Source organism: Flavobacterium sp., assembly GCF_017985075.1.
Lineage (GTDB): Bacteria > Bacteroidota > Bacteroidia > Flavobacteriales > Flavobacteriaceae > Flavobacterium.
Genome location: NZ_JAGNYF010000029.1, coordinates 1 through 24,673 on the forward strand (window position 1 = coordinate 1; position 24,673 = coordinate 24,673).

18 protein-coding genes are annotated in these 24,673 nt (G+C 32.1%); 8 read left to right on the top strand and 10 right to left on the bottom strand.

All coding sequences use genetic code 11. The features are described from left to right. From KA468_RS07015 to KA468_RS07030, 4 genes are all read left to right on the top strand, one after another. The coding region (locus KA468_RS07015) for a transketolase (RefSeq protein ID WP_291242228.1) at positions 1–680 on the top strand (680 nt) is incomplete at its 5' end. A 42-nt stretch (positions 681–722) separates the two neighbouring features. After that, positions 723–1,676 (top strand): transketolase C-terminal domain-containing protein, encoded by a 954-nt coding sequence (locus tag KA468_RS07020; RefSeq protein ID WP_291242229.1) that lies wholly within the window; start codon positions 723–725, stop codon positions 1,674–1,676. 130 nt (positions 1,677–1,806) lie between these two features. After that, entirely contained in the window at positions 1,807–3,312 is a 1,506-nt protein-coding gene (locus tag KA468_RS07025; protein ID WP_291242230.1) for an aldehyde dehydrogenase family protein, read from the top strand. 77 nt (positions 3,313–3,389) lie between these two features. Continuing rightward, positions 3,390–3,770, top strand: coding sequence for a DUF779 domain-containing protein (locus KA468_RS07030; RefSeq protein ID WP_291242231.1), 381 nt, complete (start codon positions 3,390–3,392; stop codon positions 3,768–3,770). Between the two features lie 9 nt (positions 3,771–3,779). Here the strand turns inward: KA468_RS07030 and KA468_RS07035 are convergent, their stop codons facing one another. From KA468_RS07035 to recG, 6 genes are all read right to left on the bottom strand, one after another. Next, entirely contained in the window at positions 3,780–4,700 is a 921-nt protein-coding gene (locus tag KA468_RS07035) for an AraC family transcriptional regulator N-terminal domain-containing protein (RefSeq protein ID WP_291242232.1), read from the bottom strand. A 105-nt stretch (positions 4,701–4,805) separates the two neighbouring features. After that, positions 4,806–5,669: a bestrophin family protein gene (locus tag KA468_RS07040; RefSeq protein ID WP_291242233.1), complete on the bottom strand. Its 864-nt coding sequence runs from the start codon at positions 5,667–5,669 to the stop codon at positions 4,806–4,808. A 45-nt stretch (positions 5,670–5,714) separates the two neighbouring features. Continuing rightward, a complete protein-coding gene (locus KA468_RS07045) occupies positions 5,715–7,019 on the bottom strand; it encodes a TolC family protein (RefSeq protein ID WP_291242234.1) in 1,305 nt (434 codons plus the stop codon). A gap of 4 nt (positions 7,020–7,023) precedes the next feature. Next, positions 7,024–10,110, bottom strand: a complete 3,087-nt coding sequence (locus KA468_RS07050) for an efflux RND transporter permease subunit (protein ID WP_291242235.1) — start codon at positions 10,108–10,110, stop codon at positions 7,024–7,026. Positions 10,111–10,238: 128 nt separating this feature from the next. Continuing rightward, positions 10,239–11,312 (bottom strand): efflux RND transporter periplasmic adaptor subunit, encoded by a 1,074-nt coding sequence (locus KA468_RS07055; RefSeq protein ID WP_291242236.1) that lies wholly within the window; start codon positions 11,310–11,312, stop codon positions 10,239–10,241. A gap of 135 nt (positions 11,313–11,447) precedes the next feature. Beyond that, positions 11,448–13,550 carry an ATP-dependent DNA helicase RecG gene (gene recG / locus KA468_RS07060; RefSeq protein ID WP_291242237.1) on the bottom strand — a complete coding sequence of 701 codons (2,103 nt, stop codon included), beginning with the start codon at positions 13,548–13,550 and terminating at the stop codon, positions 11,448–11,450. A 254-nt stretch (positions 13,551–13,804) separates the two neighbouring features. Here recG and KA468_RS07065 point away from each other — a divergent pair, with 254 nt between their 5' ends. Then, on the top strand, positions 13,805–15,820 hold the full coding sequence (locus tag KA468_RS07065; protein ID WP_291242238.1) for a M1 family metallopeptidase: 2,016 nt from the start codon (positions 13,805–13,807) through the stop codon (positions 15,818–15,820). Positions 15,821–15,892: 72 nt separating this feature from the next. On the opposite strand, the gene KA468_RS07070 is transcribed toward KA468_RS07065, so the two are convergent. Continuing rightward, positions 15,893–16,417: a hypothetical protein gene (locus KA468_RS07070; protein WP_291242239.1), complete on the bottom strand. Its 525-nt coding sequence runs from the start codon at positions 16,415–16,417 to the stop codon at positions 15,893–15,895. Between the two features lie 91 nt (positions 16,418–16,508). Between KA468_RS07070 and KA468_RS07075 the strand changes: the two genes are divergently transcribed. Genes KA468_RS07075 through KA468_RS07085 form a run of 3 tightly spaced genes read left to right on the top strand, consistent with a single transcriptional unit; the run spans position 16,509 to position 20,743 of the window. Next, positions 16,509–17,687 carry a hypothetical protein gene (locus KA468_RS07075; RefSeq protein WP_291242240.1) on the top strand — a complete coding sequence of 393 codons (1,179 nt, stop codon included), beginning with the start codon at positions 16,509–16,511 and terminating at the stop codon, positions 17,685–17,687. Positions 17,688–17,747: 60 nt separating this feature from the next. After that, positions 17,748–20,081, top strand: a complete 2,334-nt coding sequence (locus KA468_RS07080; protein ID WP_291242241.1) for an ATP-dependent helicase — start codon at positions 17,748–17,750, stop codon at positions 20,079–20,081. A gap of 41 nt (positions 20,082–20,122) precedes the next feature. Beyond that, positions 20,123–20,743, top strand: coding sequence for an L-threonylcarbamoyladenylate synthase (locus KA468_RS07085; RefSeq protein ID WP_291242242.1), 621 nt, complete (start codon positions 20,123–20,125; stop codon positions 20,741–20,743). A gap of 51 nt (positions 20,744–20,794) precedes the next feature. Here the strand turns inward: KA468_RS07085 and KA468_RS07090 are convergent, their stop codons facing one another. The 3 genes from KA468_RS07090 to prfA all read right to left on the bottom strand — a co-directional run bounded on the left by KA468_RS07090 (position 20,795) and on the right by prfA (position 24,545). Further along, positions 20,795–21,727 carry a LysR substrate-binding domain-containing protein gene (locus KA468_RS07090; protein ID WP_291242243.1) on the bottom strand — a complete coding sequence of 311 codons (933 nt, stop codon included), beginning with the start codon at positions 21,725–21,727 and terminating at the stop codon, positions 20,795–20,797. A gap of 179 nt (positions 21,728–21,906) precedes the next feature. After that, positions 21,907–23,271 (bottom strand): DUF5723 family protein, encoded by a 1,365-nt coding sequence (locus tag KA468_RS07095; protein WP_291242244.1) that lies wholly within the window; start codon positions 23,269–23,271, stop codon positions 21,907–21,909. A gap of 200 nt (positions 23,272–23,471) precedes the next feature. Continuing rightward, positions 23,472–24,545, bottom strand: a complete 1,074-nt coding sequence (gene prfA / locus KA468_RS07100; RefSeq protein ID WP_291242245.1) for a peptide chain release factor 1 — start codon at positions 24,543–24,545, stop codon at positions 23,472–23,474. Positions 24,546–24,673 lie beyond the last annotated feature (128 nt).

Genomic DNA, 24,673 nt, shown 5'->3' on the forward strand with positions numbered 1-24,673 from the left:
TGAATGGCGTTAATGAAGATCTTTTCTTTTTATCAAACGGACACATTTCTCCAGTATTTTATAGTGTTTTAGCTCGAAGCGGTTATTTTTCAGTATCTGAATTGGCTACTTTCCGAAAATTAAATACACGTTTGCAAGGACACCCAACTACGCACGAAGGTTTAGAAGGTATTCGTATGGCTTCTGGATCATTAGGACAAGGTTTGTCAGTTGCCATTGGAGCTGCTCAAGCAAAAAAACTAAACAAAGATTCGAATTTAGTGTATGTTTTAACTGGTGATGGTGAATTACAAGAAGGTCAAAATTGGGAAGCAATAATGTATGCATCTGCAAAAAATGTAGACAACTTAATTGCAACAGTAGATTTAAATGGGCAACAAATTGATGGTTCTACTACTGATGTATTAAATATGGGTAATGTAAAAGCTAAATTTGAAGCGTTTGATTGGGATGTGTTAGAAATTACAGAAGGAAATAACATCGAAGCCATAATAAACGGAATGGCAGATGCAAAATCTCGTACAGGAAAAGGAAAGCCAGTTTGTGTGTTATTGCATACAGAAATGGGTAATGGAGTAGATTTTATGATGCATACACACGCTTGGCATGGTAAAGCACCAAGTAATGAACAATTAGAAAATGCGTTAAACCAAAATCCAGCCACTTTAGGAGATTATTAATAATGCTTTGTGCTTAATGCCTTATGCTTATAGCTTAAAAATATGAAAAAATACGAAAACACAGGAAGTAAAGATACCCGTTCAGGATTTGGAGCAGGAATGACTGAATTAGGACAAAAAAACGAAAATGTTGTAGCGCTTTGTGCCGATTTAATTGGTTCGTTAAAGTTTGACGATTTCAAGAAAAATCATCCAGAGCGTTTTTTCCAAATCGGAATTGCAGAAGCCAATATGATTGGAATTGCCGCGGGTTTAACTATTGGAGGAAAAATTCCTTTTACAGGAACTTTTGCTAACTTTTCTACTGGAAGAGTGTATGACCAAATTCGTCAATCGGTAGCTTATTCAGATAAAAATGTTAAAATTTGTGCTTCACACGCGGGTTTAACCTTAGGTGAAGATGGTGCCACGCATCAAATTTTAGAAGATATTGGTTTGATGAAAATGTTACCTGGCATGACAGTAATCAATACATGCGATTACAATCAAACAAAAGCTGCGACTTTGGCATTAGCAGATCACCATGGACCTGCATATTTACGTTTTGGCCGTCCTGTAGTGCCTAATTTTATGCCTGCAGATGAGCCTTTCGTAATTGGAAAAGCTATTTTGTTAAATGAAGGAACAGATGTAACAATTATCGCAACTGGACATTTGGTTTGGGAAGCTTTAATCGCTGCTGAAGAATTAGAAAAACAAGGCGTTTCTGCTGAGGTGATTAATATTCACACTATAAAACCTTTAGATGAAGCAGCTATTTTAAAATCGGTTGCTAAAACAGGCTGTGTAGTTACAGCTGAAGAACACAATATTTTAGGTGGTTTAGGAGAAAGTGTTGCCAGAACGCTTAGTTTAAATACGCCAACTCCTCAAGAATTTGTAGCAACAAATGATACGTTTGGAGAAAGTGGTACACCAGAACAATTGATGGAAAAATACGGATTAAATAGTACGGCTATTATTGAAAAATCATTAAAAGTGATAGCAAGAAAATAATTACAATATTCTTACATTTTAAATCTCGTTATGAAAGTAGCGAGATTTTTTTGTGCTATTTTTTGGTTAAAAAGTGCTACTTTATATTAATTATAGATGCTAATTTTGAATAAATCAAAACTAAAATATTATGAGTAATTTAATTAAAAGACCACAAGTTAAAGAAAAGTATGATAATTATATCAATGGAAAATGGACTGTACCATCAACCGGACAATATTTTGAAGTAGTGTCGCCAGTTGATGGAAAGTTATTTTCAAAAGCAGCACATTCTGCAAAATTAGATGTTGAAATGGCAGTAGATGCTGCAACTGTAGCATTTGCTTCTTGGAGTCAAACTTCAGCAACTGAAAGAAGTATAATTTTAAATAAAATCGCTGACCGAATTGAAGCAAATTTAGAATTCATTGCAGCTGTTGAAACTATGGATAACGGAAAAGCTGTTAGAGAAACTATGGCAGCTGATATTCCATTAGCTATTGATCATTTTAGATATTTTGCAAGTGTTATTCGTTCAGAAGAAGGTTCGATAACAGAATTAGATAAAGATACCGTTTCAATAATTGTACATGAACCTCTTGGAGTGATTGCGCAAATTATACCTTGGAATTTCCCAATATTAATGGCAACGTGGAAATTAGCGCCTGCTTTGGCTGCTGGAAATTGCGTAGTATTAAAACCAGCCGAAAGCACGCCAATTTCAATAATGGTATTAATGGAATTAATTGAAGATTTATTACCAGCTGGAGTTGTTAATATTGTAAATGGTTTTGGTGCCGAATTAGGTAGAACTTTGGTAACCAATCCTAAAGTAAATAAGGCGGCCTTTACAGGTTCAACTGCAACAGGTAGAATGGTAATGCAATATGCAACTGAAAACATTATTCCTGTAACTTTAGAATTAGGTGGAAAATCACCAAATATTTTCTTCCCTTCAGTAATGGATGAAGATGATGCGTTTTTAGATAAAGCTATTGAAGGCGCAGTGCTTTTTGCTTTAAATCAAGGAGAAGTTTGTACGTGTCCTTCTCGTTTATTAATTCACGAATCCATTTACGATGTATTTATAGCAAAAGTTTTAGAGCGAGTAAAAGCCATTAAAGTCGGACATCCATTAGATCCAACAGTAATGATGGGCGCACAAGCATCACAAATTCAAAAAGATAAAATTCTTTCTTACATAAAATTAGGAAAAGAAGAAGGTGCGGAATTACTTTGTGGTGGCGATGTAAATCATTTAGGTGATGAATTAGGAGGTGGATATTATATTCAGCCAACATTATTTAAAGGGCATAACAAAATGAGAATTTTCCAAGAAGAAATTTTCGGACCTGTGTTAGCAGTTACAACATTTAAAACAACTGAAGAAGCATTAGAAATTGCTAATGATACATTATATGGTTTAGGTGCTGGTGTTTGGACGCGCGATGCGCACGAATTGTATCAAGTACCAAGAGCAATTCATGCTGGACGTGTTTGGGTAAATCAATACCATGCATACCCTGCAGGAGCTCCATTTGGAGGTTATAAACAATCAGGAATTGGTAGAGAAAACCATAAAATGATGTTAGAACATTACCGTCAAACAAAAAACATGTTGATTTCTTACAATAAAAACAAATTAGGTTTCTTTTAATTGATAGGGATTTTATACTTAAACCGCAATATCAAAAATAATTGTATGAATGATATTGCGGTTTTTATTTTAAAATTATGGAAAAAATAAAACGACTTGCTGCTACCGAAAAAGCATTAGATTTAATAGGTGTACTACAAGAAAAATTTGGCGATTTAATGTTTTATCAAGCAGGTGGATGTTGCGAAGGTACACAGCCCCAATGTTTTGAAAAAGGCGGATTTTATTTACGATACGAAGATGTCTGTATTGGGACAATTAAAAATGTTGAATTTTGGGTTGATAAAGATTTATTCGAGTATTGGAAATATGCTCATTTTACTTTAGATGTAACCGATGCAATTGGAGCAGGTGGATTTTCTTTGGAAACACCTTTAGGAAAAACATTTATTGTACATTACCGACTTTTTACAGATGAAGAAAATGCTAATTTAGAAGATATAAAGTTAAACGAATAGTGTTGCTTTTTATCCGCTAAAATTCATCAATTGATATTGTTTTGGTGTTATACCTTCATATTTTTTGAACAACCTAATAAAGTAATTGCAATCTTCAAAACCAGTAGCGTATGAAACTTCAGCTATGTTTATTTTTGGATTGCTTAATAATTTTTTTGCGAATTTTATTTTTTCGTTTAAAATGAATTCAATTGGACTCATGCCTAATTCTCTTTTAAAACTTCTATAAAAAGAAGTTGTACTCATGCATGCTTTTCCGCTTAATTGCTTTAAATTTATTGACTCTCTAATATTTTCTCTAATAAAATTTATTGATGCTGTAATAGGACTCGTTACATCAATAATTTCGTTTTCAATTTTCTTTAAACTTTGGGTTTGAATAATTCTTATAATTAATTCTTGTAAAGTAATATCTGCCAAAGCATCTTTGGTTATTGAAGTTCCCATACATTCTTTTATAAGTTTATTTATAGTACCTGCCAATTCAATATTATTATAAAAAAAATAATTTTCTTGATCAAGTTTCCATAGGTTATTTTTACCATCTTTAGGGTATTTCTCGTTTAAGAAGCCCAAAGTATCAGTTATTATTTTATTATCAATTGCAAGGGCAATACATTGTGTAGGATTCTCTTTCGAGGCTTCAGGGAAATCAATTTTCATTTCAACGTTAGAAGGAACAATTACGGTTTCGCCCGGAAGATATTCAAACTGGGGTGTGTCAAATAAGTGCATTACTTTTTTACCTCTAAGCATGCTTGTTACCACCAAATCATTAAACTTTAAAGGAACTAAATCTGATTTTTCATACGTTTCAAAAATATTTAACTCACAATGATTTAAAGAAAAAATAGTTCTGTTTTCCACTAAGGTTTTTAGGGATTTTTCATGTGTTAAAGCAGGCGCTTGTAATAATACTTTTGGAAACATGATTACATCTTAAATTTTTAATATTAATACTTTTGGTAAAAAGAGCACGTAAAAGTTAAACAATTTACAAAAAATATTTAAAAAAAACAAGATTAATGTTAAAATTTATAATATTTCTTCAACGTGTTTTTTAATGTTACTTGCTATTTTTGAAGTGGGTAAATCGTTTTCATCACCTCCAAAAGGATCTTCAATTTCTTCGGCAATTAATTCTAAACTTGCCAACACATAAAAGATAAAAACTACAACAGGAATTATGTAATAGCCTAAGGTAAAAACATATCCAAAAGGCAATGTCATTACATAAAAGAAAATAAATTTTTTGATGAATGCGCTATACGAATAGGGTATTGGTGTGTTTTTTATTCGTTCACAAGCACCACAAACTTCAGTGAAAGATTGTATTTCTGAATTTAATATAATTAATTGATTTCCAGATATTTTATTAGATTTATATAAATCATTAATTTTACTGTAAATCATCTTGGCTACTTGGTTGGGTTTGTGCTTGTTTTGGTCTATTTCGAGGTCTAATCCTTCAAATAACACCTTACCAACTTCTTCATTACTTAAATGTTTCGCTAAGATTGAAGCGTAACTTGGAATCACTTTTCTGAAATAATTTTTATCCGATTCGTTTTCCAAAATAGCGGCTAACTTAATGGCTAAATTTCTGGAATTATTAACTAAACTTCCCCATAATTTTCTTCCTTCCCACCATCTATCATATGCGGTATTTGTTCGGTAGGCTAAAAGCAATGATAACACAAATCCGACAGTTGTATGCAATACTGAAATGTTTTTTACATGACTATTTTCTTTTAATTTGAAATAATGTATTTCGAAAAAACAGATGGCGCCAGAATAAACGCCAATTAAAATCATCATTGGGATTAATTGACGAAACGTATCCGATTTATGAAATCGAAAAATAAAAGTAATCCAGTCTTTTGGGTTATATTGTACCATTTATAAGATAAAAGTTTAAAGTAAAAAGAATTTGTGCTAAAAGTATTAATTTAATTTTAAAGTTCCAGCCAATTCTTTTAAGTTGATTTCTGAAAGCTTGGTTATATATTGCGCATTTGAATAGCGTACAGAAGCTTCCACAAAATTTTGTTGCGCAGTTCTAAATTCAATTGTTGTAATGGTACCAATTTTAAATTTTGCTAACGTAATCTCTAAGTTTTGTTTGGCAATTTCCAAGTTTTTTTCTTCCATTTTTATCAATTCTAAATTCGTTTGATAACTGGCAAATAAAGTGGCTAATTTTGATGTTAAAGAAAATTTCTGCTGTTCTAAAAGAAAATTTGCATTTTCCGCTTGATACTTTGCCACTTTTTCATTTTTGTTTTGAGTAAAACCGTTAAAAATTGGTAACGAAGCCGAAACGCCATAAACAAAACCTTGTCCAGATGATTGTGTAACGAAACCTAATGAAGCTTCTGAACTCGTGAAATTATAACCAGAAGTTAATCGAACAGTTGGATAACGATTCCCTTTTATTTGTTTCAGATTTAAATCGGCGACTTTTTTAGTTAAGATTTGCGTTTGCAATTGTGGATTTTGCTTTTCAGCCGCGGCTTTTAACTCGTTAAAATCTAAATTTTGTTCAACTGTTATTTCAGGTTTGACTTTAAAATCAGTTTGAACATCTTGAACCAATAATTCGTTCATTTTAATTTTTGTAATTCGATACAATTCTTTTTGTTTCAGCAATAAACTTAAATCAGTATTCAAATCTACTTGTGCGTTTAAAACTTCTAATTTTGAAGCTTTTCCAATGCTAAATCTATTTTTAGCTGTTACCAATCTTTGATTTGAAATCACAATCGCCGTATCAATAGAAGCCATCATTTGTTGTTGCTGCGCTAAGTCAAAATAGGTTAAATACACATCGCTAATTTTAGTCAAAATAGCCGCTTGTAATTCTGATTTTCCTTGTTCTTCAATAACTTGTAATTGTTCTTTTCTCGAAAACATTCTCATTCCATCAAAAATGGTCCAATCTAAACCAACACCATAACTCAAATTCATATTTTTTGCACCGTCTAATTCTCTAACAGTTCCACCAGCTTGCGTTTGTTTGGTATCAATTTGACTCTTTGAATTCGTGAAATTGGCAGTTATAGAAGGCAAAAAACCTGCTGTTCCAAAATTATTATTGGTTTCGTCAATTTTTAAATTGTTTTGTGCAATTTTTATGTCGTAATTGTTTTTCAATGAAATTTTCACAGCATCTTCAAGTGTTAATATTTCTTGTGCTTGCGCTGTTAAGCTCATCAATAATAGAAATCCTATTTTATATAAATTTTGCATAATTTTATTTTTCTAAAGCGTCTAAATTATCAAATTCTGGTCGGTGTTTTTTTGCTTTCGACCACATTAAATAAAATGCTGGAATTACAAATAAAGTCAATATTAATGAAAACATCGTACCTCCAACAATTACAACTCCCATTCCAATTCTACTTGTTGAAGCAGCTCCAAGCGACATCGCAATTGGTAAAGCCCCAAGTGCTATGGCCAAACTTGTCATTAAAATTGGTCGTAAACGTGCTTCTGAAGCTTCAATAATAGCTTCGTATTTTGGTTTGCCTTGTTCTCGTAATTGATTTGCAAACTCTACAATCAGAATTCCGTTTTTGGTTACCAAACCAATTAACATTACGGTTCCAATTTGACTGAAAATATTCCAAGTTTGTCCGAATAACCATAGCGAGAATAACGCTCCCGCAACCGCCATTGGAACTGTCAAAATTATAATGAATGGATCGATGAAACTTTCAAATTGTGCCGCTAAAATCAAATAGATTAACAATAAAGCCAATCCAAAAGCGAAAGAAGTATTCGAACTGCTTTCCACAAAATCTCTCGATTCTCCACCTAAATCAGTAGTAAACGTTTCATCTAAAACTTTTGCTTTGATTTCATCCATAGCATCAATTCCATCAATCATACTTTTTCCTGGTGCTAAACCAGCTGAAACAGTTGCCGACATATAACGATTGTTATGATACAATTGTGGCGGATTACTTTGTTCTTCCACCTCAACCACGTTGTCTAATTGAATTAATTCTCCAGCTTTATTTTTAACAAACATAGAAGTTAAATCTAATGGCGCATCACGATCTTTTTGGTCGAATTGTCCAATCACTTGATATTGTTTTCCGTTTTGCATAAAATACCCAAAACGTTGTCCGCTTAGGGAAAGTTGCAAGGTTTGAGCCACATCTAAAACCGAAATTCCTAAACTTTCTGCTTTTTCACGATTGATGGTTACGTTAATTTCAGGTTTGTTGAATTTCAAATTCACGTCCACATTGGAAAACGTTTCATTTTTACTTGCTTCTTCCATAAATTGAGGAATTTTTTCTCTTAATTTCTCGAAATTTGGTGCCTGAATAATATATTGAATCGGTAATCCACCTCTACGATTTACAGCAATGGTTGGTTGTTCAGAAACATTGACTTTCGCTTGAGGATATTTTTTAGTCCATTTATTTAAATTATCTACGATTTCTTTTTGCGATTTTTTTCTTTCTTCTGGTTCCACCAAAGCTAAACGCACACGACCTGTATTCACAGAGGAAGACATAAATCCAGGTGAAGTAATAACTAAAGCTACTTTTTTCTCAGGAATAGAATCGTTTATTAAATCAGATAATTCTGTCATAAATTTATCTGTGTATTCATATGTAGCGCCTTCTGGTGTGGTGACACTTACAATTCCTAAACTTCTGTCGTCATAAGGTGCCGTTTCTTTCGGTAAGATTTTGAAAAACAACAAAATCAATCCAATGCAAGCAATGACAATTGGAAAACTCAGCCATTTTCTTTTCATAAAATTTGTTAACGCATTCGCATAACCTTGATTTAATCCAACAAAATACGGTTCAGTAAAATGATAAAATTTTGTTTTCTTTTGTTCGCCACCTTTCATTAAATAGGCATTCAACATAGGTGTTAATGTTAACGATACGAAGGCGGAAATTAAAACAGCAGCGCCAATTACCACGCCAAACTCTCGGAATAATCGTCCTACGAATCCTTCTAAAAATACGATTGGTAAGAAAACCGCAGCCAATGTAATCGAAATCGAAATTACAGCAAAGAAAATTTCGTTCGAACCTTTAATTGCCGCTTCAATTGGCGACATACCTTCTTCTACTTTTTTGAAGATGTTTTCCGTGACCACAATTCCATCATCAACCACTAAACCCGTTGCTAAAACAATAGCTAAAAGCGTTAATACGTTGATAGAAAAACCACATAAATACATAATGAAAAACGTGGCAATTAATGAAACTGGAATATCAATTAGCGGTCGGAATGCGATAGACCAATCTCTAAAAAACAAGAAGATAATCAAGACCACTAAAATAATCGAAATCAATAAAGTTTCTGCCACCTCAACAACCGATTTTTTAATGAAAAGCGTATTGTCTAATGCAATGTCAATTTTAATATCTTTTGGTAATTCTTTTTTTAATTTATCAAATTGCGCATAAAACTGATCGGCAATTTCTAAATAATTACTTCCCGGTTGCGGAATAATTGCCACAGCAACCATCGGATTTCCTGATTCCGTAAACTTGGTTTCTAAATTTTCTGATTCTAAAGAAGCTTTTCCAATATCGCTTAAACGAACGGTTTTGTTTTCGTCAGAAAGAATAACAATATCGTTAAATTCCTTTTCCGTTGATAAATTTCCTAGCGTTTTCACCATTAATTCGGTATTGGCACCTGTTAATTTTCCTGAAGGTAATTCTACGTTTTGTTTGTTCAACGCGGCTCTAACGTCAGAAACGGTTACTCCATATGAATTTAATTTGATGGGATCAATCCAAATTCGCATCGAATATCTTTTTTGTCCCCAAATTTGAACACCACTAACACCAGGAATGGTTTGAATTCGTTCCGCAATTACGTTTTCCGCATAATCACTTAATTCTAACGCATTTCTTGAATTACTTTGAACTGTCATTGAAATAATAGCATCCGAATCAGCGTCCGCTTTTGAAACTACTGGTGGCGCGTCAATATCTTGTGGTAAACTTCTAACGGCTTGTGATACTTTATCACGCACATCGTTAGCGGCTTCTTCTAAGTTTTTTTCTAACTTAAATTCAATCGTAATATTACTCGAACCTTGATTACTTGAAGACGTAATATTTCGAATTCCGTCAATGGAATTAATAGCTTTTTCAAGTGGTTCCGTAATTTGCGATTCGATAATGTCTGAATTCGCACCCGTATAATTTGTACGAACAGAAATTTGTGCCGGATCAATCGAAGGGAATTCTCGAACACCCAAATAGGTATACCCCAAAATACCAAACAGAATAATTAATAGATTAATTACAATGGTAAAAACAGGTCTTTTTATACTTAAAGTTGATAAAGTCATATTTTTTAATTTTGGAAGCTGGAAGTCTAAAATTTTGTGTTTATTCTTTTGCTTAATTTTTATTTGTTGGCTTCGAGAACCTCAGCCAAAGATTACTGGTGACTGAGGCTCTCGAAGTCACTTTTCCCTTAATCCTTTTTAATTTCTATCAACTTCACCTTAATATCTGCTTCATCTTTTAACGACATTACGCCAGAAGTCAATAAGGTGTCGCCAGATTTGATGCCGCTTGTTACCACAACATTTTTTGAAGTTCTTGCTAATGTTTCAATCTTTACTTCTTTTGCTTTTCCGTTATTGGCAATATATACGACCTTTCCATCCTGAATAGGCACCACTGCTTCGGTAGGAATTACTATCGCATCTTTAATGTTTTTTAGAGAAAGTTCAATGGTGGCAAACGTTCCAGGTAATAATTTTCCATTTGAATTATCAGCAATAGCACGAATTTTTAAGGTACGAGTTGCTGTTTCAATTTCAGGTTCGATAGCGTAAATTTTTGCTGAGAATTTTTGTGGATTATTTGGAATGGTAAATAGGATAGAAGCGTTATTTTCAATTTCCGAAGCATATTTTTCAGGAATAGAAAAACTAATTTTCACTTGATTTGAACTTACTAATTTTGTGATAATAGTTGTTGGTGTTACATACGTTCCAGGAGAAATATTTCTTAAACCAATTTTTCCAGAAAAAGGTGCTCTGATAGTTGTTTTAGCAATTTGTGCTCGAATCAGTTGGGTTTGTGATTTTAAACTTCTGAATTCTGCACTGGCAATGTCATATTCTTCCTGACTTATTGCTTCCTTTTCTAGTAATAACTTAGCTCTTCTTTCATTTTCCGAAGCTAATTTTTGCCGAGTAATCGCTTGAGATAATTGAGCTCTTAATTCAATATCGTTGACTTTTAATAAAACCTGACCTTTGTTTACTTGTGTGCCTTCCGAAAAAGAAATTTTTTCTACAATTCCAGAAACTTCACTTCTAATTTCTACGTTTTCATTGGCCTCAATAGAACCTGATAATGAAATACCATTAGAAAAATCTTTTGAAGTAACTACAATTGCTGTAACAGATAAAGGTGGTTTTTTATCACCTTTTTTATCGTTTTTTTCAGATTCGGCAGAATTTTTTGTAATTCGGTAACCAATAAGTCCTAAAAGTGCTAGGGAAATTAACGTGATACTGATAGTTTTAATCTTCATAGTATAAAAGCTTAGATTTGTTACAAAGCTACTCTTTACGAATTAATAAAGCCAATACCTTACAAATTATTTAACATACTTGTAGGTACAAGTGTTTGAAATATTTGTTTCGGAAGTGAGTTTGCTGTAATTTTTTTAGCTAATATAATTCCAAATGCTCTTTTTCTTACTGATTTCCATAAATACAGCCTTTAATTTTGCGTGTTCAGGTAAATTCATACTTGGATCTTCTTTAAGAAGTTTTACAGCAATATGTCTTGCTACTTGCAAAATATCTCTGTCTTTAACCAAATCGGCAATTTGAAGGTTTAAAACACCACTTTGTTGTTTTCCCATAATATCTCCGGGACCGCGAAGTTTTAAATCGACTTCAGCAATTTCAAATCCATCATTGGTTCGAACCATTGTTTCCATTCGGGTTTTGCTGTCTTCAGAAAGTTTGTAATCCGTCATTAAAATACAATAACTTTGTTCGGCACCACGACCAACACGTCCACGTAACTGATGCAATTGCGACAAGCCAAAACGTTCCGCACTTTCAATTACCATTACGGAGGCGTTTGGTACATTTACACCCACTTCAATTACTGTTGTAGCTACCATAATATTGGTTTTTCCTTCCGCAAAGCGTTTCATTTCTTCATCTTTGTCGGCAGGTTTCATTTTTCCGTGTAAAATAGAAATAGAATATTGAGGCAAAGGAAAATCACGAGAAATACTTTCATAACCGTCCATCAAATCTTTATAATCCATTTTTTCAGATTCCTGAATTAACGGATATACAATATAAATTTGTCTGCCTTTGGCGATTTCATCTTTTATAAATTTCCATACCACTAATCGCTTACTATCAAATCGATGTACGGTTTGTATTGGTTTTCTGCCGGGAGGCAACTCATCTATCACCGAAATATCTAAATCACCATACAAACTCATCGCTAAAGTACGTGGAATAGGAGTAGCGGTCATTACTAAAACGTGAGGTGGGATTTGGCTTTTCGTCCACAGTTTACTTCTTTGTTCTACGCCAAAACGATGTTGCTCATCAATTACGGCTAAACCTAAATTTTTAAATTGGACTTTATCTTCTAATAAAGCATGCGTTCCAATTATAATATCTAACGTGCCGTTTTCTAATTCTTCGTGAATAATTCTTCGTTGTGCAATTTTCGTAGAACCTGTTAATATTCGAATGTTAATATTCAAATCTTTAGCTAATTCGGTAATGCCATTAAAATGCTGATTTGCCAGAATTTCAGTAGGCGCCATCAAACAACTTTGAAAGCCGTTATCTTTCGCGATAAGCATACACATTAATGCCACAATGGTTTTACCTGAACCCACATCACCTTGTAATAAACGATTCATTTGTGCGTGACTTCCCAAATCGTTTCGTATTTCTTTTAATACTCGTTTTTGAGCATTGGTGAGTTCAAATGGCAAATGATTGTTGTAGAAATTATTAAAATTTTCGCCAATTATCTCAAACGGAAAACCTTTTATTTTATGTTTTCGAATTAAGTTTTTAGTTATTAATTGTAGTTGAATGAAAAACAACTCTTCAAACTTTAATCGAAATTGCGCTTTAGCTAAAAGTTCTTGATTTTTCGGAAAATGGATGTTTAGTAACGCTTCTTTCTTTGGGATAAGCTTTAATTCTTCTATAATTGAATTGGGTAATGTTTCTGAAAATAATTGATGCGTTTCCGAAAACAATTGCATCATCATTTTATTGATAACTTTATTCGTAACACCTTTATTATTTAGCTTTTCGGTACTTGGATAAACAGGTTGCATCGCACTTCGTAAAGTGGTTTTGTGTTCTTCCAACAATTCCATTTCTGGATGTGCCATATTGAAAACCGAACCAAATTGTGTGACTTTCCCAAAAATAACATAAACAGTATTGAGTTTTAAACTTTCCTTAACCCATTTTTGTCCCTGAAACCAAACCAATTCCATTTGTCCCGTATCATCTAAAAAAGTAGCGACTAATCTCGATTTTCCTTTTCCTTGGTCGATGATTTTAATATGAACCACTTTTCCAATAATTTGAACTTCGGAATTGCTATTTACCAGTTGGTTTATTTTAAAATAGCGCGTTCTGTCGATGTATCGATTTGGGTATAAATTGATTAAATCGCCATATTTATGAATATTCATTTCTTTGCGAAGTAATTCGCCACGCTGAGGCCCAACGCCTTTTAAATATTCTATGGAAGTATCGAGTAGATTCAAAGTCTAATTCTATTTTTGTAATTCAAGTTAAATTTTGAACACAAATAAAGAAATTATATAAATTTTTAAAATTTCTCTTATCTGTGTTAAGACACACATGAAAAGCGAAGATAGTTATTATTTGTTAAATTAGAAATGAGTAAAATTAAAAATAGTTATATTCGTATCTAATTTTAAATTAATTTATGAAAGCGCTGTTTTTTCTGCTTTTTTCCATTTTTTCCTTTTCGCAACAAACAAAATATGTTGATTTTTTGACATGTACTGCTTCGTTGTATCCAAATTTTGAAGAAAAATCTATTTCTGGGAATGTTACTTATGAATTTAAGGTAATGCAGATTTTAGATACAATTAAAATCGATGCAAAAAACATGGAGTTTTCAGATGTCATGATTAATGATAAATTGGTGAACTTCAAAAATTCAGGAAAAACATTGGATTTATTTGAAGGTTTTTCTAAGGGTAAAAACAAACTAACGTTTCAATACAATGCAATACCGAAACAAACGCTTTATTTTATTGGACAAGATGAAAATAGGCAAATATGGACGCAAGGTCAAGGAAAATATACCAGTCATTGGTTGCCGAGTTTTGACGATGTTAATGAGAAAGTAATTTTCGGGATAATTATTAACTATTATGTCGATATGAATAAATTTAAATTTGATCCTATTGCATTATCTAATGGTAAATTGAATTTTGAGAAAAGTACTATAAGCTGGAGTAGAGGCGTAAACGATATAACAAGAAATTATCAAATGCAAAAACCAATGTCGTCTTATTTGGTAATGTTGGCGTTTGGAAAATTTGGGATGCAAGAAGTCAAAAGTAAATCAGGAACGCCTTTAGAATACTACATAGATAAAAATGATTATTCAAAATTTGAACCTACATATCGCTATTCTAAACAAATTTTCGATTATTTAGAACAAGAAATTGGTTTGAAATATCCTTGGAAAATCTACCGTCAAATTCCTGTAAGAGATTTTTTATATGCTGGAATGGAAAATACGACTTCTACGATTTTTTCTCAAGATTTTGTTGTGGATTCTATTGGTTTTAATGATAGGAATTACATAAATGTAAACGCCCACGAATTGGCGCATCAATGGTTTGGCGATTTAATTACGGCACAATCGGGAAAACATCATTGGTTGCAAGAAGGTTTTGCAACATACTATGCACTTTTGGCAGAAAAGGAAATATTTGGCGACGATTATTTTTACAACGAGTTATACGATTATGCATTGCAGTTGAGAAATGCAGCTAAAACCGATACAATTCCAGTAATGCATGAAAAAGCAAGTTCACTATCATTTTACAAAAAAGGCGCTTGGGCGTTGCATACGTTACGCGAAGATATCGGTGCGAAAAATTTTCAAAAGGCAGTAAAAAAGTATTTAAAAAAATACCAATACAAAAATGTAAATACTGATGAATTTTTAGCTGAAATAAAAAAGGTTGCTAAAGATTTTGATATAGAAAATTTCAAAAAGATATGGTTAGAAACATCAGGATTTGATATGGTTTTAGCGGAAAGATATCTTTTAAAAAACAAATCGGTTGCGGCATATATTCAACTCACCAAAGAGAAAAAGGATTTAGAGAATTACAAAGCTATTTTGCAATCTGAAACCTATTTTCCAATCAAACAGTATATTTTTTATAAGTTAGGAAACACACCTTTTGAAGACAAAAAAGAGTTGATTGAAATTGGTATGAAACAAAACGTATATGTTCGCCAAGCCATTGCAGAAACAATAAGTGAAATACCTGTTGAATTTAAATCGCAATACGAGACATTTTTAGAAGATGATTCGTATAAAACAAAAGAAATTACTTTGATAAATTTATGTAATTCTTTTCCAAATCAAACAAATGAATATTTGGAGAAATTAAAAAATATGCAAGGCAACAATGATAAAAGTTTACGAGTAACTTGGTTAAAATTCGCGTTAAATTCAGATAAATATCTAAATTATAAAAACCTGTATTTCAATGAATTATTTAATTATACTTCAAGTAACAATGAAAGTTTAGTCAGGCGAAATGCTTTAGAGGTTTTGTTGGAATTATATCCTGAAAACGAACAAGTAATTCGTGCTTTATTTCAAGCAACCACACATCACAAATGGCAATTTACTAAATTCGCAAGAGAGAAAATTCGAACCTTGTTAAAACAACCAGATTTTAGAAATAAAGTAGAAAATTTAGTTAAAACTGCGGATGAAAATACGGCTGCTTTGTATTTGAAATTTTTAAAAGAATAAAGTAATAAAACACAAATTTCACAGATTTACACAAAAAAATCTGCGTTAATCCGTGAAATCTGTGTAAAAATTTTAAAATACCCTTTTTAATTCTTCTTTAATAAAGCTAATAGCAACAGCACTAGCGCTTTCTGTTTGTGTAAGTTCTTGAAGTAGTTTCGTTCTTAGTTCTTCCCCTGAAGCAACTTCGCCTTCAATCGAAAATCTTCTAATTTGTGTAATAATACTATTTTTTGCTTTTAAAATAATTTCCCAACTTTCTTGAGTGAAATATATTTGTTGTGCAATATTGTGTTCGTATTCTGTTTGTATGGTATGCACGAGAAGTGTTGCGTAACTTTGAGGGTCTAAAGAGTTTGGTTCTACGCGCATCATTAAGTTTATAGGATTGATGCGTTCTAAGAATAATACAATACGCTCGTACGCTTGCAATCTAATTGGCAATCCTAAACGTTGGTTTTCTCTTAAAAGCTCAAATTTTCGTTTGTTTTCTTCGTTTTTGAAAAATTTCTGCAATAAACCAAATGCTACACCGCCAGTAATAATTGCTGGTAATGTATATGTGGCAATTTCTAATATCTTTACTTCAATATTCATCGATTGTTTTTTTACAAATCTAAAATATTTTTTTAAATAAAATAAATCCATTTTTAATTTCTTATATTTGTTAGTATACCAAACTATTAAAATGAGAAATTTATATTTTTTAGGTTTGATTTTTTGTTCTGTTTTGTCGTTTTCTCAGACAAAAGAGATGATATTGGTATTTAAAGATAAAACGTCAGGTGCTTTAATTGAAAATGTTATTGTTGCGATTCTTCGTACCGATGAAAACTTTCAAAGTAATAAAGAAGGAGTGGTGAAATTTAATTTAAATAAACCATCAAGAATAAATATTAAGCATACCGAATATAAAGAAATTAGTCTCAATTCGGTTACTATAAAAGAATTAGAAACGGTTGTTTTTTTAGAAAGTATTTCACAAGACATTGAAGATGTTGTAATTACAAATAGACAATCTTTTAGTATACTTAAAATATTGATTAACAAATCAATGAAACAACTTACTGCACCTATTAATTTAAAGATATATTCACGAGAATTTTTTAAATATAATAACGAATATACGTCTTACTCGGATGGTCTAGTTAATTTTTGTTTGAAGGAAAAACCCGATAAATTTGCCGCTGATATTTTAGTAGAACAAAACAGAACCTATAATTTAATAAATAACGAAAAAATAGAAAAAAAGACATTAAGCTATAATATGTACGACATCATTCAGAATTATTATGATTTTAAATATATCGCAAATTTAGCCGAATCAAAAGCTAAAAAGAAGTTCGATTTCGAAATAAAAACAGTGAAAGGAAAAGCGGATTTTTATCAAATGATAATTGTTCCAAAGCCTGAAATCGAAGAGTTTTTGCCAACAGTAACGGTAATTTATGATAATAGAAAGAATATTATCTTAGAATTAGAATATTTTGTAGAACCCAATCGATTTGAATATTCTGATGTTTCTAACTTAAAAGTTGTAAAAGGAAAAGTATTCAATTCCGTCTTTAAAGCCTTGTATATTTTAGATGGTGACGATTATTTTTTAGCCAGTACAAAAGAAGAAATAGGTTTGATGGTAAAAGATAAAAAAGATGTGGAGAATAAGGTAGAAATAGCCAATTATTTAATTACTACGCAACATAGTAGAAAGTTTGTTCCTTATGAGAAGGAAGATGTTTTTAAGGAAAAATCATTAATAAACAAGAAAAATGCAATAATTACTGAATATTGGGAAACCAATTCCGGTTTATTATTAACTTCAGAAGAAAAAAAAATTGTTGATAATTTACAGTTAAAAGACAATTAAAAACAGGTAAAATCACTTCATAATCTGTATTTTTGCTTTCCTAATTATCCTATTTTAGCCATGCAACAATACATAAATCAATTAAATGAAGCACAACGTGCACCTGTTTTGCAAAAAGATGGTGCTATGATAGTAATTGCAGGTGCGGGTTCTGGTAAAACGCGAGTGCTTACCGTTCGAATTGCTAATTTGATGCATCAAGGTGTAGATGCATTTAATATTTTAGCCCTTACATTTACGAATAAAGCAGCACGTGAAATGAAAAAACGTATTGCCGAAATTGTAGGTAACAATGAAGCTAAAAACCTTTGGATGGGTACTTTTCACTCAGTTTTTGCTAAAATTTTACGAAGTGAAGCTGAAAAATTAGGTTATCCTTCCAATTTTACCATTTACGACTCACAAGATTCATTGCGTTGTTTAGGTGGTATTATTAAGGAAATGCAATTGGATAAAGATATTTACAAACCCAAACAAATTTTAGGAAGAATTTCCCAATATAAAAACTCCTTAATTACGGTTCGTGCGTATTTTAATAATCCTGAATTACAAGAAGCTGATGCGATGAGCAAAAAGCCTCGAATGGGCGAAATTTACAATAATTATGTAGAACGTTGTTTCAAATCGGGTGCGATGGATTTTGATGATTTGTTATTGAAAACCAACGAGTTATTAAATCGTTTTCCTGATGTTTTAGCGAAATATCAAGACAGATTTAGATACATTTTAGTTGATGAGTACCAAGACACCAATCATTCTCAATATCTAATTGTAAAAGCGCTTTCAGATAGATTCCAGAATATTTGCGTGGTAGGTGATGATGCGCAAAGTATTTATGCTTTCCGTGGTGCGAATATCAATAATATTTTAAACTTTCAAAAAGATTACGATGGCGTAAAGATGTACCGATTGGAACAAAATTATCGTTCATCTAAAAATATTGTAGAAGCGGCAAATAATGTTATCGATAAGAATAAAACCAAGTTGGATAAAATTGTTTGGACAGCGAATGATGACGGTCCGAAAATTAAAGTGCATCGAAGTGTTACAGATGGTGAAGAAGGTCGTTTTGTAGCCGGAACTATTTTCGAACAAAAAATGCAAAATCAGTTACCAAATTCACATTTTGCTATTTTATATCGTACCAATGCGCAATCTCGTGCTATGGAAGATGCGTTGCGAAAACGCGATATTCCGTACCGAATTTATGGCGGATTGTCGTTCTATCAACGAAAAGAAATTAAAGACGTCTTATCTTATTTACGATTGGTAATCAATCCGAAAGACGAAGAAGCGTTAGTTCGAGTAATTAATTATCCTGCGCGTGGAATAGGAGATACAACTGTAGAAAAACTTACGGTAGCTGCCAATCATTATAAACGTTCCATTTTTGAAGTGATGGAACATATTGATAAAATCGATTTAAAATTAAATTCGGGGACGAAAACCAAGTTGCAAGATTTTGTAACTATGATAAAAAGTTTTCAAGTTATTAATGAACAGCAAGATGCCTTTACACTTACTGATCACGTAACGAAGAAAACTGGTTTAGTTCAAGAATTAAAAAAAGACGGCACACCAGAGGGAATTGCTCGAATCGAAAATATAGAAGAATTGCTAAACGGTATTAAAGATTTTACAGAAGGACAAAAAGAAATTGATGGTGCTCGTGGTGCTTTAGCAGAATTTATGGAAGATGTAGCGTTGGCAACAGACTTAGATAAAGACACTGGCGATGATGATAGAGTAGCATTAATGACGATTCACTTGGCAAAAGGATTAGAATTTCCACACGTTTTTGTGGTGGGAATGGAAGAAGATTTGTTTCCAAGTGCGATGAGTATGAATACCCGAAGTGAATTGGAAGAAGAACGCCGTTTGTTTTACGTTGCTTTAACTCGTGCTGAACACCAAGCGTATTTAACATATGCGCAGTCGCGTTACCGTTGGGGAAAACTTGTAGATAGCGAACCATCGCGTTTTATAGAAGAAATTAATGGTGAATTTTTAGAGTATATGAATCCGATAGATTCGGGTTATCGTTATAAACCCTCTATGGATATTGATATTTTTGGCGATGTGGATAAATCCAAATTACGATTGGCGAAACCAACTGCTGGAACACCACCTGAATATATTACCAAAAATGAACCTGTTTCATCTGTTAATATTAGAAGATTAAAACCATTAAATAGCGGTGTAAGTACATCCAAAAACAATGTTACAGATGCTAATTTAGCTGTTGGAAATATTGTAATGCACGAACGTTTTGGAAAAGGTGAAATTGTAGGATTAGAAGGCGTTGGAGCAGACAAAAAAGCAGAAATTCGTTTCGATGTTGGAGGCTTGAAGAAGTTATTGTTACGGTTTGCGAAGTTGAATGTGATTGGATAACGCTATAAGCATTAAGCTTACGGCATAAAGCAAAAAATAATATGGCAGAATTCATAAAAATATACGAAGACAAACCAAGTGAAACAGCCATTAAAAAAGTGGTTGAGGTTTTAAAAAATGGTGGATTAGTTATTTATCCAACCGATACGGTTTATGGTTTGGGTTGCGATATTACCAATTCTCGTGCGTTGGAAAAACTGGCGAAAATTAAAGGTGTGAAGTTAGAAAAAGCGAATTTTTCTTTTGTTTGTAGTAGTTTAAGCAATATTTCAGATTACGTAAAGCAAATTGACACGCCTACTTTTAAAATTTTAAAACGAGCGTTACCTGGCGCCTATACGTTTATTTTACCAGGAAATAACGATTTACCAAAAGACTTCCGTAAGAAAAAAACAGTCGGAATTCGAGTGCCAGATAATAATATTGCCATTCAAATTGTGGAAATGTTGGGGAATCCAATAGTTTCAACATCCATTCACGATGAAGATGAGGTAATTGAATATTCTACGGATCCGGAATTAATTTTCGAAAAATGGCAAAACCAAGTTGATTTAGTTATTGATGGCGGTTACGGCGAAAACATTGCATCAACCATTATCGATTTAACAGGTCATGAACCAATTATTGTTCGAGAAGGTAAAGGTGATGTAAATGTTATATAAATTTACAAATCCAAAATTCCAAATCCCATATTTTAAATCGTAAATCGTAAATTACTTCGGGCTTACAATTTCCACATCACTAAACGCAATTGCACCTCGAACCACACCTTGAATGGTTGTTTTTAACGCATCAATAATATGAATTTTTAATTCGTTTTTAGAGAAAATTAAACTTACTTCTCTTGATGGTTTTGGGCTGACAAATTGTTTTAGTTTGGATTTGTTTTTGTCGTTTAAATCTAACGTATGTAAGTAGGGAAGAAGGGTTGTTCCTAAACCTTCATCGGATAATTTAATTAAGGTTTCAAAACTGCCACTTTCCAATTGGAAATGATTTTCACCAATAAAATTATTGTTTTTACAAAGATTCAGTACACTATTTCTAAAGCAATGTCCGTCTTGTAAAAGCAATATTTTTTCAACATCTAAATCAGCAACTTCAATTTCTTTTTTTGCTTTATTAAGACTATTGTCAGGAATATATGCTACAAAAGGCTCGTAATACAATACAATTTCCTTAAGTTTTTCTTCATCTAAAGGTGTAGCGGCAATGGCACAATCTAAATGACCATTTTTTAGTTTTGTAATAATATCCGAAGTATTTAATTCTTCTACAATTAAGTTTACTTTTGGATACTTTTTAATGAACGTATTTAAAAACATCGGAAGTAATGTAGGCATAATCGTAGGTATCATTCCAATTCGGAAGTCGCCACCAATAAATCCCTTTTGTTGGTCTACAATGTCTTTAATTCTATTCGCTTCGTTAACGATGTTTTTAGCTTGAGTTACGATTTTGCTTCCTACTTCTGTTAAACCAATAGGTTTTTTTGTTCTATCAAAAATTTGAATCCCTAATTCGTCTTCTAATTTTTGAATTTGCATACTTAATGTCGGCTGCGTCACAAAACATTTTTCGGCAGCTAATGTAAAATTTTTGTTTTCAGCAACAGCTAAAACGTAATATAATTGGGTAATGGTCATCGTATCAATATTTGTGATAAAAGTAAAAATTTCTATTGTAAAAAACTATTGTTTAAGAAAAGTTTATAAAAAAAACTCTGAAAAAATCCAGAGTTTTTATAAAATTTAGAAATCGTAAAACAACAAATCGTATTATTTAAATTAGTCCGTCAAAATTTAAACAATTATAAGAATAATTTTTATTTTAACAAATCAATGTTTTTAATTTTCTTTTGGTAAATAGGAATTTTTAATCCTAAATGTGCATCAATAGCTCTTGTTTCAGAAAGCAATGCACTTACTATAGAACCTGAACCTACAAATAATGGTCCCACTCTAAATCCGAAACCAGCTTGTAAACCAGAATATTCTAAATAACTAATTGGTGTATATACACTCAACCATTTTGCTTCATATCGTGGAGTTATACTAACATTGTTATTTATGTATGAAGAGTTTTTAACTGCTGCAGCAACAGCACTAAAATCAGTATTTAGGTTCAAATAAAAACTTTTGTTCATTCTCCAATCTGCATTTAAATGAATCGCAGTTGGTAATTTAAATTTCACTGATTTTGTTTGATTAACCGTAGTGTATAAATTATTAAAATTTGAATTGGCATTGTATTGTGCGTCAGTATAAGTAGCATTTACATTATAAACACTTACAGTTGCATCATTATAGTTGATGGCGCCAATATCAGTTATAGAAAAACCTAATTTGAATTTATATTTGTTTTGGTCTTTATAATAGTTTGTTACACCATCTTTGTTGGTGTATTTGTATTTTTCATGCTCCGGACGGTATTCGTAGGTGAAACCTAAATCGGCACCAAAACCGGTTCCTACATTATTTGTTGGATTATCAAAATTATCAAGTGAACTCAAATTTCCAGCTTCTAAATTTCCTGAAGAGGAATAAATACTTGTATTAGGATCTCCTGTATAATTGTAAACAATATTGATGTTGTTTGCTTTTGCATAACCCGAATAAATGCCAACTAAGTATTTTGCAGAAAAACCTCCTTTTAAGAAATGTTGTCCTTTATCCATTAAAATTCGGGCGTAAGAAACACCAAATTCTCCCCAATAATTAGAGGCAACGCTGAAATTTTGATTGCTTATTTGGTAGCTAACATTATTTCCATCCTGAACATCGTTTAATGTATTACCATTAATATTACTTAAATGCGAAATTCCTCGGACTCTTGTAAATAATGCTATTGAACTTTTTTTGTTTAAATTGAACATAAATGAAGGTCCAAGAACATCAATGTTTAGCAAAAAATTATTTGAGTTAGTTGGATATTGCTTCGCATCTCTTTCGAAATTATAATCACTTTTTAATAAGTCAAAAAATTTCACACCATAATAATCGTTAGTAACTAAACCACTATATGATAATAAGTTGATGTCAGCTCGAAATCTACTATCGACAATATTTGCTGGATTGTTAAGTACTGAATGTACTCCAGCATAGTTATCATTTAAATAGCCAAAGTAACTCTGTGCATTAGTATAATTGATACTAAATAATGCAATAGCAATTAGAAGTTTTGATTTCATATGAGTAAAATTTAATTAGTTATAAACAGCGTTTAAATCAAATTGAAGTAGTAAATTTAATAAAAACGCTTTGATTAATCTCTCTCTTTTTATGAAAATTAAACAATTATTGAAAAAATTCCCGATAAAATTAAAAAAAACTCTGAAAATAATCCAGAGTTTTTATAAATCGTAAATCTAAAATTCCAAATCGTAAATTATTAATATACTTCCGATTCTTTTAATTTTTCTGTATTGGCAACCAATTGCAATTCATCAATAAATTTGTGAATTTTTCCAGACATTACTCCGTCCATATCAAATACGTCAACACCAATTCTATGGTCAGTTACACGTCCTTGTGGGTAATTGTACGTTCTAATTTTAGCCGAACGGTCACCTGAACTTACTTGAGAAGTTCGTGTTTTGGCATCTTCCTCTTGTTTTTTTGCCAATTCTTGTTCGTACAAACGAGAACGTAAAACAGTTAATGCTTTATCTTTATTTTTATGTTGTGATTTTTGATCCTGACATTGCGCTACTAATCCTGAAGGAATGTGTGTTAATCGGACAGCCGATTTTGTGGTATTTACGGATTGTCCTCCAGGTCCTGATGAACAGAAGAAATCTACACGAACATCATTCATGTCAATTTGCACATCAAATTCTTCAGCTTCTGGCAAAACCATTACAGTGGCTGCAGAAGTGTGTACACGACCTTGAGTTTCTGTTTGAGGAACACGTTGCACGCGATGTACACCTGCTTCGTATTTTAAAGCGCCGTACACATCTTCTCCGGTTACTTCAAAAATTACCTCTTTAAAGCCACCAGAGGTTCCATCACTCATATCTACTACAGAACATTTCCAACCGCGACCTTCACAATATTTAGTATACATTCTGTATAAATCTCCTGCAAAAATAGACGCTTCATCTCCACCAGTACCGGCACGAATTTCAACCATTACGTTTTTCGCATCTTCTGGATCTTTAGGAATCAACATAAATTTGATTTCTTCTTCCAATTGAGGCAAACGATCTTTGGCTTCTTCTAATTGCATTTTTGCCATTTCAACCATTTCGGCATCAGACCCATCTGCAATTATTTCTTGAGCTTCTTTAATATTTGCATCAAGATTTATATATTCTTCACGTTTTTCTACTAACGCGTTTAAACTTTTGTATTCCTGATTTAATTGTACATAACGCTTTTGGTCGGCAATAACATCAGGTTGAATAATCAAATCGGATATTTCGTCGAATCGTTGTTTTACGTATTGTAATCTATCTAACATTTCTTCATTATTTTGGAATGCAAAGTTACAATTTTAGTTTAATGTTTAAAAATAATCCATTCAAAACTTTTTCATTTTGATAATCAATTACTTAGAAATATTATTTTTATTTATTCTAAATAAACTTG

What these genes read in the sequence shown, in the direction of transcription:
- KA468_RS07095 (WP_291242244.1), bottom strand. Translation starts at nt 23,271, where the DNA reads ATGAAATCAAAACTTCTAATTGCTATTGCATTATTTAGTATCAATTAT.
- KA468_RS07080 (WP_291242241.1), top strand. Translation starts at nt 17,748, where the DNA reads ATGCAACAATACATAAATCAATTAAATGAAGCACAACGTGCACCTGTT.
- KA468_RS07045 (WP_291242234.1), bottom strand. Translation starts at nt 7,019, where the DNA reads ATGCAAAATTTATATAAAATAGGATTTCTATTATTGATGAGCTTAACA.
- KA468_RS07085 (WP_291242242.1), top strand. Translation starts at nt 20,123, where the DNA reads ATGGCAGAATTCATAAAAATATACGAAGACAAACCAAGTGAAACAGCC.
- KA468_RS07070 (WP_291242239.1), bottom strand. Translation starts at nt 16,417, where the DNA reads ATGAATATTGAAGTAAAGATATTAGAAATTGCCACATATACATTACCA.
- KA468_RS07020 (WP_291242229.1), top strand. Translation starts at nt 723, where the DNA reads ATGAAAAAATACGAAAACACAGGAAGTAAAGATACCCGTTCAGGATTT.
- KA468_RS07025 (WP_291242230.1), top strand. Translation starts at nt 1,807, where the DNA reads ATGAGTAATTTAATTAAAAGACCACAAGTTAAAGAAAAGTATGATAAT.
- KA468_RS07055 (WP_291242236.1), bottom strand. Translation starts at nt 11,312, where the DNA reads ATGAAGATTAAAACTATCAGTATCACGTTAATTTCCCTAGCACTTTTA.
- KA468_RS07030 (WP_291242231.1), top strand. Translation starts at nt 3,390, where the DNA reads ATGGAAAAAATAAAACGACTTGCTGCTACCGAAAAAGCATTAGATTTA.
- KA468_RS07090 (WP_291242243.1), bottom strand. Translation starts at nt 21,727, where the DNA reads ATGACCATTACCCAATTATATTACGTTTTAGCTGTTGCTGAAAACAAA.
- KA468_RS07040 (WP_291242233.1), bottom strand. Translation starts at nt 5,669, where the DNA reads ATGGTACAATATAACCCAAAAGACTGGATTACTTTTATTTTTCGATTT.
- prfA (WP_291242245.1), bottom strand. Translation starts at nt 24,545, where the DNA reads ATGTTAGATAGATTACAATACGTAAAACAACGATTCGACGAAATATCC.
- KA468_RS07050 (WP_291242235.1), bottom strand. Translation starts at nt 10,110, where the DNA reads ATGACTTTATCAACTTTAAGTATAAAAAGACCTGTTTTTACCATTGTA.
- KA468_RS07075 (WP_291242240.1), top strand. Translation starts at nt 16,509, where the DNA reads ATGAGAAATTTATATTTTTTAGGTTTGATTTTTTGTTCTGTTTTGTCG.
- KA468_RS07035 (WP_291242232.1), bottom strand. Translation starts at nt 4,700, where the DNA reads ATGTTTCCAAAAGTATTATTACAAGCGCCTGCTTTAACACATGAAAAA.